This is a genomic window from Paenibacillus sp. BIC5C1, assembly GCF_032399705.1.
Classification (GTDB): domain Bacteria; phylum Bacillota; class Bacilli; order Paenibacillales; family Paenibacillaceae; genus Paenibacillus; species Paenibacillus taichungensis_A.
Window position 1 is genome coordinate 6,063,000 of sequence record NZ_CP135922.1, and the last position, 19,882, is coordinate 6,082,881.

At 46.2% G+C, this 19,882-nt stretch carries 14 protein-coding genes; all 14 read right to left on the bottom strand.

Annotated features, from left to right (window positions below; genetic code table 11):
• Positions 1-119 precede the first annotated feature (119 nt).
• The 14 genes from RS891_RS27210 to RS891_RS27275 all read right to left on the bottom strand — a co-directional run bounded on the left by RS891_RS27210 (position 120) and on the right by RS891_RS27275 (position 19,811).
• Positions 120-2,315: an alpha-L-rhamnosidase-related protein gene (locus RS891_RS27210; protein ID WP_315793679.1), complete on the bottom strand. Its 2,196-nt coding sequence runs from the start codon at positions 2,313-2,315 to the stop codon at positions 120-122.
• Positions 2,316-2,372: 57 nt separating this feature from the next.
• On the bottom strand, positions 2,373-3,215 hold the full coding sequence (locus tag RS891_RS27215) for a carbohydrate ABC transporter permease (protein ID WP_076291229.1): 843 nt from the start codon (positions 3,213-3,215) through the stop codon (positions 2,373-2,375).
• 14 nt (positions 3,216-3,229) lie between these two features.
• A complete protein-coding gene (locus RS891_RS27220) occupies positions 3,230-4,126 on the bottom strand; it encodes a carbohydrate ABC transporter permease (RefSeq protein ID WP_053780124.1) in 897 nt (298 codons plus the stop codon).
• 59 nt (positions 4,127-4,185) lie between these two features.
• A complete protein-coding gene (locus tag RS891_RS27225) occupies positions 4,186-5,472 on the bottom strand; it encodes an ABC transporter substrate-binding protein (protein ID WP_315793680.1) in 1,287 nt (428 codons plus the stop codon).
• 27 nt (positions 5,473-5,499) lie between these two features.
• A complete protein-coding gene (locus RS891_RS27230) occupies positions 5,500-7,830 on the bottom strand; it encodes a glycoside hydrolase family 65 protein (protein WP_315793681.1) in 2,331 nt (776 codons plus the stop codon).
• A gap of 156 nt (positions 7,831-7,986) precedes the next feature.
• Complete coding sequence (locus RS891_RS27235; protein ID WP_315793682.1) at positions 7,987-9,003, bottom strand: LacI family DNA-binding transcriptional regulator; 1,017 nt, start codon at positions 9,001-9,003, stop codon at positions 7,987-7,989.
• A 213-nt stretch (positions 9,004-9,216) separates the two neighbouring features.
• Positions 9,217-9,546 carry a cytochrome o ubiquinol oxidase subunit IV gene (gene cyoD / locus RS891_RS27240; protein WP_064640613.1) on the bottom strand — a complete coding sequence of 110 codons (330 nt, stop codon included), beginning with the start codon at positions 9,544-9,546 and terminating at the stop codon, positions 9,217-9,219.
• Positions 9,547-10,167: a cytochrome o ubiquinol oxidase subunit III gene (gene cyoC / locus RS891_RS27245; RefSeq protein ID WP_064640614.1), complete on the bottom strand. Its 621-nt coding sequence runs from the start codon at positions 10,165-10,167 to the stop codon at positions 9,547-9,549.
• Positions 10,168-12,138 (bottom strand): cbb3-type cytochrome c oxidase subunit I, encoded by a 1,971-nt coding sequence (locus tag RS891_RS27250; protein WP_090904681.1) that lies wholly within the window; start codon positions 12,136-12,138, stop codon positions 10,168-10,170.
• Positions 12,139-12,159: 21 nt separating this feature from the next.
• Complete coding sequence (gene cyoA / locus RS891_RS27255; protein ID WP_113055421.1) at positions 12,160-13,113, bottom strand: ubiquinol oxidase subunit II; 954 nt, start codon at positions 13,111-13,113, stop codon at positions 12,160-12,162.
• Positions 13,114-13,430: 317 nt separating this feature from the next.
• Positions 13,431-13,694: a hypothetical protein gene (locus RS891_RS27260; protein ID WP_091000449.1), complete on the bottom strand. Its 264-nt coding sequence runs from the start codon at positions 13,692-13,694 to the stop codon at positions 13,431-13,433.
• Positions 13,695-14,092: 398 nt separating this feature from the next.
• Positions 14,093-15,439 carry a GH1 family beta-glucosidase gene (locus RS891_RS27265; protein WP_113055422.1) on the bottom strand — a complete coding sequence of 449 codons (1,347 nt, stop codon included), beginning with the start codon at positions 15,437-15,439 and terminating at the stop codon, positions 14,093-14,095.
• A 16-nt stretch (positions 15,440-15,455) separates the two neighbouring features.
• On the bottom strand, positions 15,456-17,837 hold the full coding sequence (locus RS891_RS27270) for a glycoside hydrolase family 95 protein (protein WP_315793683.1): 2,382 nt from the start codon (positions 17,835-17,837) through the stop codon (positions 15,456-15,458).
• 276 nt (positions 17,838-18,113) lie between these two features.
• Complete coding sequence (locus tag RS891_RS27275) at positions 18,114-19,811, bottom strand: ABC transporter substrate-binding protein (RefSeq protein ID WP_397386869.1); 1,698 nt, start codon at positions 19,809-19,811, stop codon at positions 18,114-18,116.
• Between the last annotated feature and the right edge of the window lie 71 nt (positions 19,812-19,882).

Genomic DNA, 19,882 nt, shown 5'->3' on the forward strand with positions numbered 1-19,882 from the left:
TATCCCCAGATTTTTTTGATATCCTTTTCAGAAGGGAAAATCCGGGAATAAAGGCGAACACTGCGTTTCTTCAGGTTTTTTCTGCCCTCTCCGTTATCGTGTAAATGTTTAGTTGAACATTATAGTTGCCATTCAATTCGTTTCTCGTTGCTTTCCCGTCTTTCGCCCTTCCAGTCCAGAACGACCGTCCAGCCCGATGCGTTGGAAATGCTTGCATAACGTTTGCCCTCACGGGATTCAAAATGAATATCGAACTCCGCATCGCCTACCATCAGATGCTTCAGACTGCATGTTTTGTTTTCCCATGCTTGCGGCATATCAGGTGACAAGGTTATACGGCGATGCTGTGCTTCCGGTTGAACGCCGAAGAAATGCCGTACCACAGGGACAGCCAGTGCATAGATGGTCCACGCCTGCACTACACAGCCGTAGTCCGGGGACATCTCCGAGAATGAACCTGGCAGTACACGTGAGAAGCTTTTCCCCATTCGACGCAGTAAATCCAAGGCGTGATCCGGATACCCGTACGCCGCTTCGGCAACCGCATGGGCCCCGGTAGAGATTGTCATCGTGCCCTGTTTATACATGGCAGCAAGATACGTACCGTATTCACCGATGAAGTCGCGATTTCGCATCGCTTCCAGCGCACGCTGTGCTTTGTCCTGATCGGCAATTCCTGCTTCCATTGGCGTGACAATAACCCAGTTTTTGTTTAGCAGCCAACCGCGATCTTTCTGATTCTCACCTGCATCTGTCAGCAATCCCTCTACGTACTCCCGGTAGTCTGTGATCCCTTGCTTTTCAGCGAGAGAAACCATGTAATCCACCTTGGGCACAATATCGGAAATAGGTGCAACGGCATCCGCATAGAGGCTGTCTTTTTCAGACCAATACACATCATTCACTGCGCGTACCGCTTGTTCGGCCAATTTTTGATATGTCTGATGCCGCTTCGTTTCACCCAAATAGAGACTCATGTGCTCCAGCGCCTGAAGAGCCTTCGCTGTATATACGGCACTATCGATCAGTTCCATATTCAAGCCGGCAATCTCAATGATGCCGTAACCCGAAGGGAACAGGTCTCCATCCGGGTCCATCTCACCCAGCAGCCAGTCGATTCCCTGAACACAGTAGTCATAATGCTCACGCAGAAGTGCATCGTCTCCGGTCCACAGGAACATTTCCCATACAAAAGCAATATAGTGTGCCGTCTCCTGCGTGTTGCCGCGATTAGACACGGCTCCCATTGTGGTCACTTCATGCACAAAACGTCCATTGCCGTTTGCTTCCTTGGATTTCTCCAGCAACAAATTCAGCGTATCCCGTACCAGTTGATGGTCTCCCGTAGCAAGGACACCCTGAAGTGCATACGTACTGTCACAGCCGAACCACCACGGATACGTGGGTCCACCTGCCGTCAATCCGCGACCAATTCCATCTACTTGTTGCACCAGCCACTGATTATTGCGCTTCACCCAGGCAAATTGCTCGTTCAGCTCATTTTCGCCTTCAATGGTCAGCATTGCGCGCTGATCCAGCTTGTCGTAGAGCTGCAGCTTCTGCTCTTTCAAGCTTACGTAGTCACGTTCAATAACTCTATAGGTCTGCTCACAGGCTTCACGGGACGATTCCGAACCGGCAACAAATAACCGGAAGCGGAACACATTCTTCTCCTCCAGCGTGCATTCGGTTACAAAAGAGATGCCTGTGCCCTTGCCTGCCGTCAGTTCCGGTCCGTAAATTTCAGGACCAACGGTCATTTCCGTTCCAGGCAGGTCACTTCCAATCATGGCATACCAGTCTTGGGCATCATCTTTGACGATAACCTTGCGCGAAGAAATGGCTTCTGCCGTTTCACCCGCTCCTGGGATAATTCCAATCTCATCGGAATACCACACTGGACGGAGATCGGTACGTGACAGCAGCTCCAGCTTGAGCCGGGTTGTTCCTTTGCCGTATGCACTGATCTCATATTCTGCGACCATGCCTTTTTCATAATCGGGGGCAAACTGACTGCGTTCAATGGATACCGGAATGTGGCTTAATCCGTGATCATAATCGAACCGGCTTCCGCCCCAGGATTCGCTTGTGAATCCGTCTGCCCTTGCCCATACCGCAATGTTGCGATCCAGATCGGTTACCTTCAGCCAGAAGCCATCCAGCAGCTTGATCGGATGCAGCCATACACCGCCCATTTCGTTAGCCATATGATGCCCAAAGTCGGGAAAGTATCCGTCCTGGGTACCGCAAATCTTTACATATTCACCTGCGTTATAATACAAATTAAAAGGATGTCTGCTTGTTAATGTGGCCATGGTTGTCCTCCTCTGCGGTTTGGCTCACCGCGTATCTCTTCTATTAAATACGGACGATTAGCCCTTGATTGCAGAAGAGATAGAAATGCCTTCAATAAAGTATTTTTGTGCAACAAAGAACACAAGGAGTGGCGGAAGCATAATTAGCATCGTTGCAGCCATGAGCATGTTCCATTCCACGTTATAAAGCCCTTTAAACATCGACAAACCGAGTGCCAGCGTATACTTCTCACTGGAGTTCAGATAAATGAGCGGTCCCTGGAAGTCATTCCATACGCCCATAAAGGTAAAGATCGATACGGCAATCAGTGGCGGCATGGAAAGTGGCAGCATGATTTTAGTGAAAATCTGCATTTTATTGGCTCCGTCTACAAAAGCGGACTCATCGAGATCACGCGGAATACCGCGCATGAACTGGCGGATCAGGAAGATGTTAAACGCTCCGCCACCGAAGAATGCAGGGATAATGAGTGGTAAAAATGTATCAACCCAGCCGATTTCCTTGAACATGATGAACATCGGGATCATCGTTACCTGTGAAGGCAGCATCATCGTCGCCAATAGCACCAGGAACAGCGTGCGTTTGCCGCGGAAGTTAAACCGGGCGAAACCATACGCACATAGGGCAGACGAGAATACGGTACCGACTAATACCGGAATCAGAATAATCAGCGTATTTTTCAAAAATGTAAAAAACGGGATGGCCAGAACGGCATTTTTATAGTTAGACCACATCCATACAGCCGGGAAAAAATCATCTTTGAACACCTCCGCAGGTGTTTTAAGAGATGTTGCAAACGTCCATAACAGCGGGATCAGCACGACGGCCGCACCAGCAAGAAGCATGAGCATAGAGAATAGTTTCGAGTAGACCGGTTTCCGTGTCGTTGCTTGATTCATCATTTGTCCTCCTCTCAATCCTTTTCGTTATCGCCCTGGTAATAGACCCACATCGAAGAACTGCGGATAACCAGCAGCGTAAACGCCAGAATGATGATGAACAATACCCAGGACAATGCCGAAGCATAACCCATTTCAAAATCGGTAAAAGCTTTATTGTACAGATACAAGTTATAGAACAAGGTCGAGTTCAGCGGTCCCCCGTTGGTCATAACAAATGCTTGTGTGAAATACTGGAATCCACCTATAATCCCCATAATTACGTTGAAGAACACTGTTGGGGAAATCATGGGCAATGTGATGTTGAAAAACCGTTGAAACGGTCCCGCACCATCCAGATTGGCAGCTTCATACAGCTCTTCGGGAACTCCCTGCAAGCCAGACAAATAAATGATGATCGTGTTGCCGACGCCCCATAAACCCATGACAATCAGTGCGCCCAGCGCATAGCTCGGATCTTGAAGCCAAGCTGGCCCCTGTACGCCGAAAAAGGCAAGCGCCCGGTTCAGAATGCCGTATTCCGGATTGAAAATCATAATCCACATCATGGATGCCGCAACAGCTGGAATGACGGATGGCATGAAATAGATCAATCGGAAAAATTTCATCCCTCTGTTCCGCATATTCAGCAGCAAGGCGATCAACAGTGATGCCACTTGATACAGCGGTACGGATACCAGAGCGAAAATAAAGGTAACTTTCAACGATTGATAGAACAACTCATCATGAAACATCGTTTTGAAGTTATCCAGACCGACCCATTCAATCGATTGTACGCCGGTAATAATATCCCATTTGCTAAAAGCCAACAGCAGGGAAAACAACATTGGACCAATGGTGAAGAGTAACAAGCCTATAAGCCAGGGTAATATGAACCAATACCCGGCACGCTCGGATTTAGAATTACGCATAGCAGCCTCCTTGATGAAGAGGGTGAATCAGCATGGCAGCCGACTCACCCGCATGGTTTTTACTTGATTTTGCTGTCAACGTTCTTCGCAGCTTCATCCAGAGCGCCTTTGACATCCTGTTTGCCAAGCAGCACTTTTTCCAGCGCCTTGGTGAATTCTTCAACAAACACAGGTCCGTTTGTAGAACGCATGGTTACCGGTTTTTTCGCATAATCCATCATTTCGATGACCGGTTTGTCTGCTACTTCTTTGGCTTTGACTTCGTCCAGTTCTTTCACAGTCGCTGGCAGTACTTTACCGTTTGCAGAGCGAAGCTTCTGTGCATCTGTACCCGAGAGCCATTTCACCAGTTCGTAAGCCGCTTCTTTATTTTTACCGGCTGCGTTGATCGCCCAACCCGCACTTGCGATGATGCTTGAACGAGTACCGTCTGTATTTTGCGGAATAAGTGCAGAACCATATTGAACATCGGATTTGTCGAGATCACCTTTGATCCAACGACCTGTAATCATCATGGCAAGCTTGTCTGTCATGAACATCGATGAATCTCCGCCAAGCGTCTCGGAATCCAGTGGCGTCGGGGATACACGGCTATCTCCTTGAGACCAGGATACATATTGCTCCATTGCCGCTATCGTTTTTTCACTATTCATGTAGCCTTCTGCAGCTGTTCCATCCTCATTCGCGATGTCTGTACCGTAATCCCACAGGTACGTATAGATCGGATATTCCCATTTGCCTGCGTTGAATCCGAATTGAGTATATTTATTGCCATCTTTTTTAGTCAGTTTTTGTGCAGTTGCAATCATGTCATCCCACGTCCATTCATCTGTTGGATAAGGGATTCCCGCTTCGTCAAACATACGTTTGTTGTACCAGAGAGCAAGTGGGTTGAAATCTTTAGGCAAGTAGTATTGTTTGCCTTCGATTTTCATATTTTCAATGAGATCTTTTTGGAAAACATCCAGATTAAACGACGTGTCCTTGTTCAAATAATCGTCAAGCGGCTCAATTACGCCTTTATCAACGTATTTGTAGTAGTCACCTTCACCAACCAGGAATACGTCTGGTGCCTGACCTGCTGCCAGGGATGTAGTGAGTTTTGTTCCGTAACCTTCACTTGGAATAGGCTCAAACTTCACTTCGATATCCGGGTGTGCAGCATTGAACTCTTCCGCAAGCTTCACTTCATCCGCACCAGAGTTGACATCTCCCCATACGGAGAAGGTGAGTTTTACCTTTTCTCCTTTTCCGCCTTCCGCACTGTTGCTTCCACCTGAAGAACACGCGGATAACACTAATACCAAAATCAGCATCATGACCAAACTTGCGGACCCTTTTTTCATTTGAATGACCTCCCACATGGATTTATATTAAACCAAGGTTTGAAACCGTTTGCTGAAAGTAACTTGCTGACCGGACAGAAGGAGAGAAATTTCTTCCTCTGCATCACTCTCGATTAGAATACCCTCGGACGTGATTGTGATATGCAACAACTGGTTTTGCCAGTAGAGCGGGAATTTCAAACTGCTCCATGACTCAGGCAGCTTTGGATCGAGATGAAGCTGGCCATCCAACATGCGAACTCCGGCAAATCCCATCACCACACATTCCCATATTCCGCCCAGCGAAGCTGAATGGATGCCTGCATCCGAAGAGTGCATATGCGGCCCCAGATCAATCTCGGACGCCCGGCGGAAAAGATCATATGCGAGCGGACGATCACCGAAGTCACTGGCAAGAATACTGTGAGTCGACAGGGACAATGAGGAATCATGCAATGTTTTTTCCTCGTAATAGTCATAGTTCGCACGTTTGATAGCGGGTTCAAATTTATTCTCAAGCAGGAAGAACAGCATCATGATGTCAGCCTGCTTCGAAATTTGCATTTCACCAACCTGATCCAGGTTGTAGTCATTGAAGATGCTGGCAACTTTGGTCTGATTTTTATAAGGAGTAAGATCAATGACTTTCTTCTGCAAGTAAGTATCATCTTGCGGAATAAGTCCCTGTTCATTCGGCCCAGGCAGATACATTTGATCCAGCTTGTTCCACGCTTCCCGAGCAGATGTCAGGTTAAGCTTCGTAGACAATGCTTTGAGCAACTCAGGTTTCTCCTGCTGAAGCTGTTCATAATATTGAATAGCCAACTCCATATTGAAATGAGCCATGTGATTAGTAAATGCATTGTTGTCCACATGTTCCTTATACTCATCCGGTCCAACAACCTCATTGATGTGATAGCGTCCCTTGGACTCATCCCACTCCAGGCGGCTGGCCCAGAACGTTGCTGTATCAAAAATGATCTCGTAGCCATATTGATCCATGAACGCCTCATCGCCTGTAGACTGGACGTAATGCCAAACGGCATAAGCGATGTCAGAGGTAATATGCTGTTCAATGAAGCCGGACCAGATCTTCGTCTGTTCTCCGGTTACGATATCTACATCCCCCCATACCGGTGTAACTTCGCCATCTTCGATCCAGGCTGCTTCCCAAGGATACATAGCTCCTTCGAATCCGTTCTCCTTGGCTTTACTTCTAGCTCCATCCAACCCCTGATATCGATATTCCAGCAAGGATCTTGCGATCTTGGGATTGCTGTAGATGAAGAATGGAAGGATGAAGATTTCCGTATCCCAAAAGGAATGTCCCTTGTACCCTTCACCACTTAATCCTTTCGCCCCGATTCCCATGCGATTATCATGCGCAGGTGTCATAATGACGAGGTGATAGATGGCGAAACGGATGGCAAGCTGGTCATACCCACTTGTGCTATCCACTTCAATGTTGTACGTGGACCAGGTATCTGCCCAAGCGTTAGCGCTTTCACGAAATAGCTGATCATACCCTTTTTGCGACTCTTGCTTCAGTTCTGTCAGTGCAGATTCACGCATTTGATCCAGTGAATATCCACCGTTGCTGTACACCAGATCGCGGCTGGCATGCACATTCGAGATTTTTTCCAGTGTTACCGATTGTCCGGCTTCCACGGTTACTGTACCTTCGATGCCAACCTTGCGGCGTCCCATCGTTTGACGCAATTCCGGCTCAACCTTTTCACCATTCAGCTGCCAGTTATGCACCGTATTGGTTACAAAATCAACAGCGGATTGTGTCGTCGTTGACGTCATTTGAATATATGTCTTTTCAAATATCCGTTTTTCGCCTTCTGTGAAATGCTGCGCACCCGAGTTCGTCCATTGTCCATTAATACCGGATGCAATGTGAACACGCGCCTGACCATCCAGTGGCTTGATGCTTACAGATGAACCAACCAGATGACGGTTGCTCAAGGAAACAAAGCGACGAAATTGAAGTTCAAAACTTTCTCCTGTTGGGCTCTGCCATACCACGTTACGGGTCAGCTCACCGTTTTTGAGATTCAGTTGACGACTGTAGCTGATCGTTCTTCCTTTTTCCAAGCTGAAGTTTTCCCCATTCAGTGTGATAGATAGCTCCGTCACATCTGCTGCATTAGGGAGTTCTGTTACTTCATGCTCATCAAACTTATTGAATGTTCCAGCTACGAACCAGTTCCGCACCTGTCCAACATAATTCTCGTCCGTTGCGGAGCGAAGTCCCATGTAGCCGTTTCCAAGTGAGAGCACAGCTTCGCCTTTCCCTTGATGAGCCGGATCAAACCCGGTTTCAGTTACCAGCCAGTTACTCCATTCTCCTTGTCCTGCATCGTATTTCAGCAATTTGTATTCCCCCTATGTCTATCTTATGTTGTATCCGAAACGTTTTGGATTTGAGTAAAAATAATACCGAAACGTTTCGGATTTAATAAAACATTCCGGTGCTCTTTTCATCTGGTTCATTTTGCAATCCCTCGCGAACCGTATTCTCAGCTAAACTTAGCGACCTGGTATGGCTGTCGAGGATCTCAAAACCAATTCATTTTGCAAAATATTAAATTTGGGGCTGTCTTCCGATCTCAGCATGCCCATCAGCAGGTTTGCAGCTTCATGTCCCAACTGATACATGTTCTGGCCGATGGTGGTGAGTGGTGGTTGAAAATAAGCGGCTGTTGGAATGTCGTCAAATCCCACTACAGACAACTCATCCGGTATAGAGATGCCTATTTCATTGGCAGCCTTCATTACACCCAGAGCCATCATGTCGCTTGCGCAAAAGACTGCGGTAATTTCCGGATATGTCTTCAACAATCCAGAAGCTTGTTGCTGTGCTTCCTCTTCCGTGAAATTCCCGTTTACGATCCATTCAGGCTTCAAGCTCAACCCTGCATTTCGCATTGCATCGGAATATCCTTCATAGCGCTCCTTGGATACAAAAGCCTCGGGGTACCCGTTCACCATGGCAATCTGCCGATGACCCAAACCAATAAGGTGCTCTAAAGCAGTTTGTGCACTTTGTTTGTGATTCGTTGATACAAAACCAACATACTCACTGTGAATGGGTATATCAATCAATACACAAGGAATGTCACTATCCAATACTTCCTGCAAATACGGATCATCCGTCTTCACACCCTGAAGAATGACACCATCCACCTTTCGTTCCCTGCACAGCTGTGTGTACGTTTTCATCTTTTGCTTCGCTGTATTTGTGCTGAACAAAATCAGATCATAATCCGAATTGGCAGCGCTATCATTAATACCGCAAAGTACTTCGAAAACAAAGTTGTTATCGATGTTTTTGTACGTCATGCCTGATACGAGCAACCCCAGCGTTTTGGTTTCCTTCATGACCAGGCCTCTCGCTAGACCATTTGGACTATAGTTCAGGGTTTCGGCGGCTTCTTTAATCAGTTTGCGCGTACTATCGCTGACGTCCGAGTACCCATTCAGAGCTCTGGATACGGTCGTAATCGAAAATCCCGTCATTTGTGATATGTCTTTAATTGTAGCCAATTGCTTTCCTCCAAAACGTTTCGGATTACTTATATTTCTGAGTATACGGATTCAAGAAAAAAAATCAAGAACTTTTTTCGACATTATTTTTGCCTTTTTGTATCTCATGCGTCCTTTCCCTTATTCTACCCACATTCAGGATGGAAAAAGAATAAAAAAAAATCTCCCGACTTTTAAATCAAGTCGGGAGATCCCTTAACCTATTTCATAAACTTAATGTGCAACGGTATTGTTCAACATGATCCAGATGGAACCAATAACAATGGTCAACATGATCAACAGACCAAAGATCAAAGCCATTACATTCCAGCGTGGCTTCTCCGATTCACGGATATGCATGAAGAAGAAGAGTTGAACCACAAACTGAAGTCCTGCTGTTACCAGAACGACACTCAGCGTTGCTGTTCTGCCCATCATGTCATTCAGAACCACTACCAAAGGGATAATGGTCAGGACTACGGACAGAATGAAGCCGATGACATAGGACTTGAGTGAACCATGCTGTTCGTGGCCATGGGACTCATGTGAGTTATGCTCTGCCATCTACATCACCCCCATCAGATAGACGATCGACAGGAGGAAAATCCAGACGACGTCCAAGAAGTGCCAGTACAAGCTGATTACGTTGATTTTACCGCGTGTTACATCGGTAATTCCACGTTTTTTCAGTTGCAGCATCAATCCGATCATCCAGATCAGACCGAGCGATACGTGAAGTCCGTGAGTACCCACAAGGGTGAAGAATGCACCAGAAGCCGCACTCGTTGTATAACTGAACCCTTCGTGAATCAACTCAATAAACTCCGTTACTTCCAAGGCAATAAAGCTTGCACCCAGAACTGCTGTAACTGCCAGCCAGCTGATCAATTGCTTCACCTTGCCCTGATTCATGGCAAGAACCGCAAGTCCACTTGTGAATGAACTTGTAAGCAAGATAAATGTTTCGGCAATAACGCCAGGCATTTTGATCAATTCAGACAACACAGGTCCGCCCGCCGTATTGTCACGCAACACAATAAAGGTTGCGAACAATACGGAGAACAGGATAACGTCGGAAATCAGGAAGAACCAGAATCCGAGTATTTTCAATTCTTGCGGGTCATGGTGACCATGGTCATGATCATGTGCATGGTCATGACCGTGCTTCGCGGCTGCTTGAGCCATTTATACCGACCCCCTTAACGACGCTTCGGTACGCTTAATTTCGTCAACCGGAATATAATAATCCGTATCGTATGAGAATGAACGAGCGATCATGCAAATTCCTACGCCAGCGAGTCCAAGAATCGCCATCCACAGCCATCCGAATACAAAGCCGAAACCGGCGATGAACCAGAATATAGACATAATGAACGGAATCGCGGAATTCTTAGGCATATGAATCGGCTCAAGCGGCTGTTCAGGTGGATAAATTCCTTTTGCACGACGTTCTTTCTCTTCCCACCACTCATCAATATCATCTCCGCGCGGTGTAATGGCGAAGTTATATTCAGGAGCAGGTGAAGGAATCGACCACTCGAGCGTACGACCACCCCAAGGGTCGCCAGAAGCTTTGAGTGTTTTGTATTTCCGAATGCCGTCTGCGATTTGTGCAACCTGGAACAAGAATCCGACACCCATCAGGAATGCCCCGATTGTGGATACAAAGTTCAGTTCCCACCAGCCAGTATCCCAGCCATAGGTGCTCAGACGACGTGTCATACCCATCAAACCGACAGCGTACTGCGGCATGAAGCAGACATAGAAACCGATATTCCAAGTCCAGAAAGCCCATTTACCCAGTTTTTCAGGTAGTTGGAATCCAAACATTTTAGGCCACCAGTAGTACAGACCTGCGAAGTATCCGAATACTACACCACCAATCAATACTTGGTGGAAGTGGGCAATCAGGAAGTAACTGTTGTGGAACTGGAAGTCAGCAGGTGCAACGGACAACATAACCCCCGTCATCCCCCCGACGATAAAGCATGGTATAAATGCTATTGTCCATAGCATCGGGGTATCCATGCGTATCCTTCCCCGGAACATGGTAAACAGCCAGTTAAATATTTTAACCCCTGTTGGTATGGCAATCAACATCGTGGTAACGGCGAAGAATGCATTAACGTCTGCTCCCGAACCCATCGTGAAGAAGTGATGCGCCCATGTAAAGAAGGACAGGAAGCTAATGATCAGCATCGCAAATACCATTGATTTGTAACCAAACAATTTTTTCTTCGAGAATGTACTTACAATCTCGGAGAACACACCGAATGCCGGCAAGACAACGATATATACCTCAGGGTGACCCCACATCCAGATCAAGTTGATATACATCATCGGATTACCGCCCAGATCAAGTGTGAAGAAATGCGCCCCCGCAAACCTGTCGAGGAAGAGCAAAGCAAGTGTCACTGTCAAGATTGGGAATGCAAACAGAATGATAATACAAGTGGAGAATACCGACCATGTAAACATCGGCATTTTCATCCATTTCATGCCTGGCGCACGCATTTTAATGATGGTAACCAGGAAGTTGATACCGGTAGCCAGGGAACCGATACCCGAAATCTGAATACCCCATATATAGAAGTTTTGTCCCACCCCCGGGCTATGCGATAGCTCCGATAAAGGTGGATAACTGAGCCAGCCTGCGTCCGGTGAACCACCGATAACGAAGGACAGGTTGAACAGCATTGCTCCCAGGAAGAATAACCAGAAGCTCAGTGCATTCAGGAATGGGAACGCAACGTCCCTTGCCCCGATTTGAAGCGGTACAATAACATTAAATAAACCGAACATAAACGGCATCGCCATGAATAGGATCATGATCGTACCATGAGTCGTAAAGACCTGATTATAGTGCTCGGGATGTAAGAAATCCATGTTAGGCATAGCTAGCTGAAGACGCATCATCAGTGCATCCACACCACCACGGAAAAGCATGATAATGGAAGCAATAATATACATAATACCGATCTTTTTATGATCGACGGTAGTTAACCAGTTACGCCAGAGCCAGCCCCATTTTTTGAAATAAGTCAGCACCGCTACGATGGTAATCATCGTAATTCCGATCGCTACGTCCGCACCATAAATCAGCGGATCACCGGTAACGAAAAACTCCGATGCAAACTCCTTAAGTCTCTCTAACATTGGGGGCCTCCTTTCGAATCTTTAGTTAGCACTCTTGTCCACGTCTTGCGTAGTAATCTCTTTGGCACCAGAAGCTTCACCGTGTTTACTGTGAGCACTTTGACCATCAACAACATACTTGGTCACGATGTCCTGGAACAATCCTTCTGGGAAGGAAGAATAATAAGCTACATTGCTTGTTCCCGGTTCCGCCAGTGTTTTATACATTTCTTGCGTCAGCGGTTGGGATTGTAGTTTCACTTCATTCACCCATTTGTCGAAATCTTCATCTGATGTAGCATTGACATCAAAACGCATTTGGGCAAAATGTTCACCGGTAAAGTTGGCACCTGAACCCCAATATTGACCTTCATGATCAGCTTGCAAGTACAAGGTCATCGCCATACCCGACATTGTATAAATCTGTCCACCAAGCTGCGGAATCCAGAACGAGTTCATCGGTGAATCCGCGGTGAGCTCAAATTTTACGGGCCGGTCTGCCGGGATATTCAACGTGTTGACCGTTGCAATACCTTGCTCCGGATACATAAACAACCATTTCCAGTCCAGTGAAGATACTTGAATGGTCACCGGTGCTTTCTCGGAAGCCATTGGCTTCGAAGGTTCCAGATCATAGGTGTAGCGAATGGTTACAATCGCCAGCAAACCAATAATGATAATCGGAACGGTCCACCAGATAGCCTCCGCTTTAGTGCTATGAGACCAGTTAGGCTCATATGCAGATTTATTGTCCGGTTTGTCGCGGTAACGCCATACAATTACTGCAGACAAAATCAATACAGGCACAATAACGACTGCACACAGAATTGTCGAAATGACAATCAAATCTCTCTGCGAAGCGCCAATAGGCCCTTTCGGATCCAGAACAACGTACTGCCCGCCTGCCAGCATTGGCCAGACAATCAATGCAATTGTAACCAACGTCAGGACAACCGGAATGATTATCCGAATTAGCGACCTAGGTTTCTTGTTCATCTTGATCCCCTCTCCTTAAATTCGCTCATACTGAAAAAACAGTATACTACTCTCTTCCTTCTAAAGATATCAGAAATGAGCAACTTTTTTGTTCATGTTAACAAATTTGTCGATTTTGCACCTTAAATGTGTGAATTTTTTCTCACAAATCGCTTGCACACTTGATATTTCCTCATTGTAATCTTTACACTTCAAGTCACAAAATAAAACCCTTTGCAGTCCCGTTGAACAGTATCAACGAATCCGCAAAGGGCTTTATTGACTGGGATTCCGGGTGCTCATCCAGTCTTATTATGAACGAATTAACGCAAGATTATTTAATCGGCGCCTTCGTCTTCCCGGCGTGTATGAACTAGTCCAATCGATTTGGCAATTACATAAATAAATACACTACCCACCAAGAAACCGATACCCACCATTAATCCGAGGTTGCGATCATTAAAATCATTCAGGTTAATCAGGCACATGATTACTCCCGTAATGAGGGCAATCCAAGCCAGAACTGTCATCGTTAGCACTGCACGCCGCATATTTTTATCTTTGCGCTCCAATTGGCTTACCATTGCTGTCTTCGATGCCATAGTAAACACTTCCTTTTCCCTTTTTGTAAGTGCTTTCCTTATACCAATATACCACATCAGTATGATTTTTAGTCAACAAATGTTCAAATTTCTTTCGCAATTTGGACACTTTATTTGTATTTTAACTGTTGACAAGGACCAGATCACTTCTTCTTACTTCTTATAACCCAAAAACGCTCTTCTCATAACATGAAACAGCTCAAGCCTTATGAAACCTTCATGAACATGTGCACTCTTTGCTGAAAATAAATAACAAAAAAAGACGGTGCACCGGATTTCCGATGTACCGTCTTTTTTCTGATTAAACAGGTGTTACCCTGCATTTAACAATTGAACTAACATTATTACTTATTTTATATCAGGTTCAAACACTTCTTCCTCAACATTGAAGTTACAGCCTAAATTCGTGTTTCCAACCAATTATTTTTAATCACATTCTGATACCAGTAGAAGCTTTCTTTAGGTGTTCTGACTAACGAACGGTAATCCACATGCACAAGACCAAAACGCATACGGTACCCTTCCGCCCACTCAAAGTTATCCATCAAAGACCAAGCCATGTAGCCTTTCAGATTAATGCCGTCGTTGATAATCCGATGAATTTGGGCCAAATGCTGCTCATAGTATGCAATCCGGCGATCATCATTAATTTTGCCGTTTTCCAAATCATCGTTGATGCAAGCACCATTTTCCGTGATGTACACATCCACATTTCCGTATTTTTGCAAATAGTGCATAAATTCATATAGTCCGCGTGATTCCACAGGCCAGCCAATATCGGTCTTGGTCAGTCCCATATCGACCTCTTCGGATTGCAATGCACCCGCCTCAGGATTGAATCGATTAATGCCCATGGTGTAATAGTTGATGCCCAGCAAATCAATCGGTTGCGAGATGATCTCCATATCACCTTCCTGAATGGGCACTGTGGCCCCTGCCTTTTCAAACCAGTCGACCATAAATTGTGGATAAGCCCCTTTGTAGATCGGGTCTAGGAACCAATCCGTATTCAGAGCAATCGCCCGATCACAGGCGGCTTGATCTTCTGGAGATTTGCTGTAAGGCTCCGCCCAGCATACATTGGGTGCAATACCAATCTGTCCTGTTGTACCCAAACGACGGAAAGACTGAACAGCTTTACCGTGAGCAACGAGCAGTCCGTGAGCAACATTAATGGATGTTTGCAGATCCTTATTTCCTGGTGCATGAATACCAAGCAGGTTGGACAAAAATGCAATACACCATGGTTCATTGAAAGTCAGCCAGAAATTAATTTTTCCGGAAAACTCCTTGAAAATAACTTCAGCATATTTTACAAATGCATCCACCGTCCTGCGGTTGCCCCAACCCCCAATATCCTCCAACGTCTGAGGTAAGTCCCAATGATACAGCGTACAGAAAGGTTCGATTCCCGCTTCAAGCAGCTTATCCACGAATCGATGATAGAAGTCCAATCCTTCCCGATTGATCTCGCCATCTCCATCAGGAATAATACGCGGCCAGGCGATAGAGAAACGATAGGTATTGATCCCAAGCTTTTTCATCAGCTCGATGTCTTCCTCGTAACGGTGGTAGCTATCACAAGCCACATCACCATTGTCTCCGTTAAATACTTTGCCAGGCGTACGGGCAAACGTATCCCAGATGGATACCCCGCGTCCGCCTTCCTGCGCTGCACCTTCAATTTGATAGGAAGCTGTTGCTGTTCCCCAGCGGAAATCTTGTGGAAATTGAAAAATTGTCATCGTTTACTCCTCCGTCTCATGATGACACGCGGATCGTCTGTCCTGCGGTCATGGTTAAAATAACTACATAATCACCCTGAGGTGTAAGCTGCACCTTGGCCTGATCGTTTCCTTCCACACGCAGCGGGTGCGCACTCCGAATGGTTATCGAACCATCGTAATCAGCCTTGATTTCGGCGCTTGACAGTCTGCCGTCTGTCCACTCAATCGCCACCGTATATCCACCTCGTGCCCGAAGCCCCTTCACGCTACCACTGGCCCAGTCTTCAGGCAGGGCTGGCAGCAGATGTAATTCACCCAAATGACTTTGTAACAGCATCTCGGCAATACCGGCAGTACCACCAAAGTTGCCATCGATCTGGAAAGGCGGATGATCATCGAACAGATTAGGATGCGTGGATCGAGCCAGCAGCGTACGGACAAACTGATGTGCAAGCTTGCTATCCAGCAGCCTCGCATACAGATTGATCAACCAGGCACAGCTCCAACCTGTATGCCCGCCACCTTTTGAGATACGACGTTCTAGTGACACTCGCGCTGCTTCAACCAGTTCAGGCGTATCCAGTCGATTGATTTGCTCCCCCGGAAACAGACCATACAGATGGGAGACGTGACGATGACCCGGTTCGGATTCGGCAAAATCCTTAAACCATTCCTGCAGCTGCCCCTCGCTTCCGATCTTGAATGGATAGAGCTTGCTACGTGCCTCGCTCCACTCCTTCGCCAGTTGCTGATCCACATCCAGTTGTTTGGTTGCCTCAATGCATCGATCGAACAACTCACGAATCAATGTCATATCCATCGTCGAAGCCATGGAGATGCTGCGAGCCTCTCCATCCTCAGTAAGGAACTTGTTCTCAGGAGAGGTTGATGGAGCGGTAACCAGATATCCGTCTGGCCCCTCTACCAGCCAGTCCAGGCAGAAGAGTGCCGCTTCCTTCATGATTGGATACGCGCGTTCCGCGAGAAATTGCCGATCACGTGTAAACAGATAATGCTCCCATAAATGTGAAGTCAACCACACGCCGCCCATTGGCCAGAACGCCCAACTTGCGTCCCCGCCTGTAGGCGTGGATGTCCTCCAAATATCCACATTGTGATGGGCTGTCCAGCCGCGCGCTCCGTACAAAATGCGTGCCGTCCTTCTCCCGGTATCGCTTAGATCCTCCAACAAGCCAAACAGCGGCTCATGGCATTCACTCAGGTTGCATACTTCTGCCGGCCAGTAATTCATCTCGGTATTGATGTTAATCGTATAATCACTGTGCCAGGGCGGCTCCACCTGATGATTCCAGATTCCCTGCAGATTGGCAGGCTGGCTTCCTTTACGTGAACTACCCATCAATAGATATCTGCCATATTGAAAATAGAGAGCCTCCAAGCCATGATCCTTGGCTCCAGCCTGGTAAGCTTGCAGCCGTTCATCGGTAGGCAATGCTTCATTCGGTGATTCGCCTAGATCAATAGATACTCTTGAAAATAAAGCGACATGATCCAGCACATGTCGCTCCCGAAGTGCTTTCATTCCATGAGCGATTGCTTTATTGATTACCTCACTGCACTCCTGATCCAGAAGCACATCATCTTTAACAGGAGTCACATCATAGCCTTCAAAGGCGGTCGCCGCTGTCAGATAAAAAATAACCTGATCTGCTCCCTGAATATGAAGTCTCCCTTCCATAACCGATATTTCGGCATTCTTACCCGTCGCAGTTGCGGCCAATCGCACAGCATAAGCCGTTCCCCGATCTTCTTCGTAGATGACAGACTCCGGATGATCCCGGAAATAATTCGATTCAACGTGACTTGGACAGCGACTGAACAGTGTAAGTGCATCGCCCGAAGCCTGAACGTTATAAGGATGTGGACTGTCCAACGTAACGCTAACGTTTACAGATCCCTCACGATCAGCAGTGATGGTACAGACCATAAGATCATCAGGCGCACTGGCATATACTTCACGCATGTAACGAATGCCTTGATATGAATACTTCGTCGTTGTAATACCGGTGTGGAGATTAAGCTCCCGCTCAAATTCATCGTACGGGATCCCGTCCAGTTCAGTGTGCTGCAACTTAAAGTGACCCATCGGCTGATAAGCTTCCACATCACGTCCCAGCATTTCGCGATTCAGCAATTGTTCAGCCTCGCTATATTGCCCGGACATAATCAGTTCACGGGTCTGCTTCAGATAACGCTGACTACTGTACTGAATGGTGTCACGTGGAAATCCAGACCACAAAGTATCTTCATTTAGCTGGATTTGTTCATCAGCTGCTCCGCCATACACCATACCGCCAAGGCGACCATTGCCGATAGGCAAAGCCTCTTCCCAGCGAGTAGCGGGCTGACGATACCACAGACGATTTTCTTTTGTTCTCTCATTAATCGGGGACATAGATAACATAGATAACTCCTGTTCCTGTATCAGCTATTTTCAAATCTTTACTAAAACGTTTTCGAAAAAAACTAAATAAATGATATATTACTGATTTCATTAGGTCCAAAGCCTTTTAGATTCATAGCTTGATCTTCGTTTATCTGAAAGTGCTTACAGTAAGGAAATTATATTTGATTTCGAAAATTGCGTCAATGTTAAACATCACATGAACAGCAAAAAAGACCCTTGCTCAGGGCCTTTTTTTGTTTAACCGCCTATTAATTTAAACCTATGTTATTTTACGTCTTTACCTGTCCACAGGGAAACACGATCCTTAACCCAAACAGTGTACTGTTTCTCCATTTCGACTGCGCCAGCTTTATCCAACTCTGCGAGGAAATCATCGTACACTTTATCAAAGTTCGCAGTTGTTGTCAGAACAGCTTCAGGAATACGTTTGCGCACGATATCCTGAGTTTTCTGGAACGTTACGCTGTAATCTGTACCAGAAGGTACAGGCATGTTGTATGCTGCGCCCCAGTCTTTCAGTTGCAAATCATCCTCAGAAGGATAGAAATCTTTCCATGTTGTAATGCCATATGCTTTCAACGTTTCTTTCTCTGCCGCAGTATAACCAGCCTGGATCTGCTCAGGGAAGTTCGTTGTGTAATAGTTATCCGTGGAATCTTTCACGCCATCACCGTATCTCGCACTAAACACGCCATACATCCCGATTCCTGTTTCTTTGGTGAAGTTAGAGTTGTCATTGGTTTTACGATCCTGGATATCTTGAGGAATCACCCGTTGACCATCTTCTACATTGTAGTGTTCGCCTTCGATACCCCAGTTTCTCAGCACTTGTCCTTCGTCCGATGCGAGCCAGTCCATGAATTTGATAATGCGAACCGGATCTTTGGCAGAAGTTGTGATTCCGATACCATATCCGTCAAATCCGGTTGGCTGGAACGTATGGTCCACAATGTCCTTGTTCAAAGATACAGAGAAGTGAGCATATGTGCTGTCATCTTTGCCCGCTGATTTGAGGGCATTTTCAGCCTCTTGGTAGTTCCACTCTTGGTCAATCAAACCGAGTACACGGCCACTTGCAATTTTGGATTTATATTGGTCATCCTTTTGCACAAATGTATCTTTGTCCAGCAATCCTTCATTGTACATGTGATTCAACCAGCGGAAATATTCTTTTTCCTCTGGACGTTTGTAATGGAGCGTAGCTTCATAGGTCTCAGGATCGATGTAATATTCTCCATCATCCGGTGCTCCTGTTGCCTGGAATGCCGGGTTCGTTACCGTAATCATAATTTTCCAATCATCTGCATTCAGCGTCAATGGAATAGTCGGCTGTCCGTCAATCGTTGGGTGTTTTTTCACATATTCTTTCAATACATTCTCGTAATCCTCAAGTGTTTTCACTTCAGGGTATCCGAGCTCTTTCAGTACTTTTTGCTGAATTTCAAATCCACCTGTTGCATCAAACGCAACATTATCAACACCCATATTCGTTGGGATTGTATAAATGGCCTGATCCTCCGAACTGTATTTCAGCCGGTTCATCTGATCCCCATATATTTTTTTCAGGTTTGGAGCATGCTCCTCAATTAGATCCGTCAGGTCAAGCATTGCGCCTGCATCTACAAGTTTAGACAAGTTACCTTTTGGGAAAACGATATCAGGGTAATCACCACTGGCAGCCATAAGCGCAATTTTTTGATCGCCACCATTGTTCACATCGTATTCAGCCTCAATTGTAACGCCTGTTTGCTTGGTAATCTCTTTACCGACTGCATCCTGCATCTTGTTCCAGGTTGGACTGGCGTCCGCACCAAAGAATGTAATGGTAACCGGTTCGGTTCCACTGGACTCGGAGGTTTCTTTGCTTCCCGAATTTCCGCATCCAGCTGTAACCAGCATAGCACTTGCGAGCATCAACATTGCAAACGTCTTGGGTGTATTGCCTTTCATTTTGCCTCTCATTGTCTAATCCCCCTATTATTTATGAAGGTTTTATCTGTATAACAGGCTTAAAGCCTGAGGATACCGCTGTA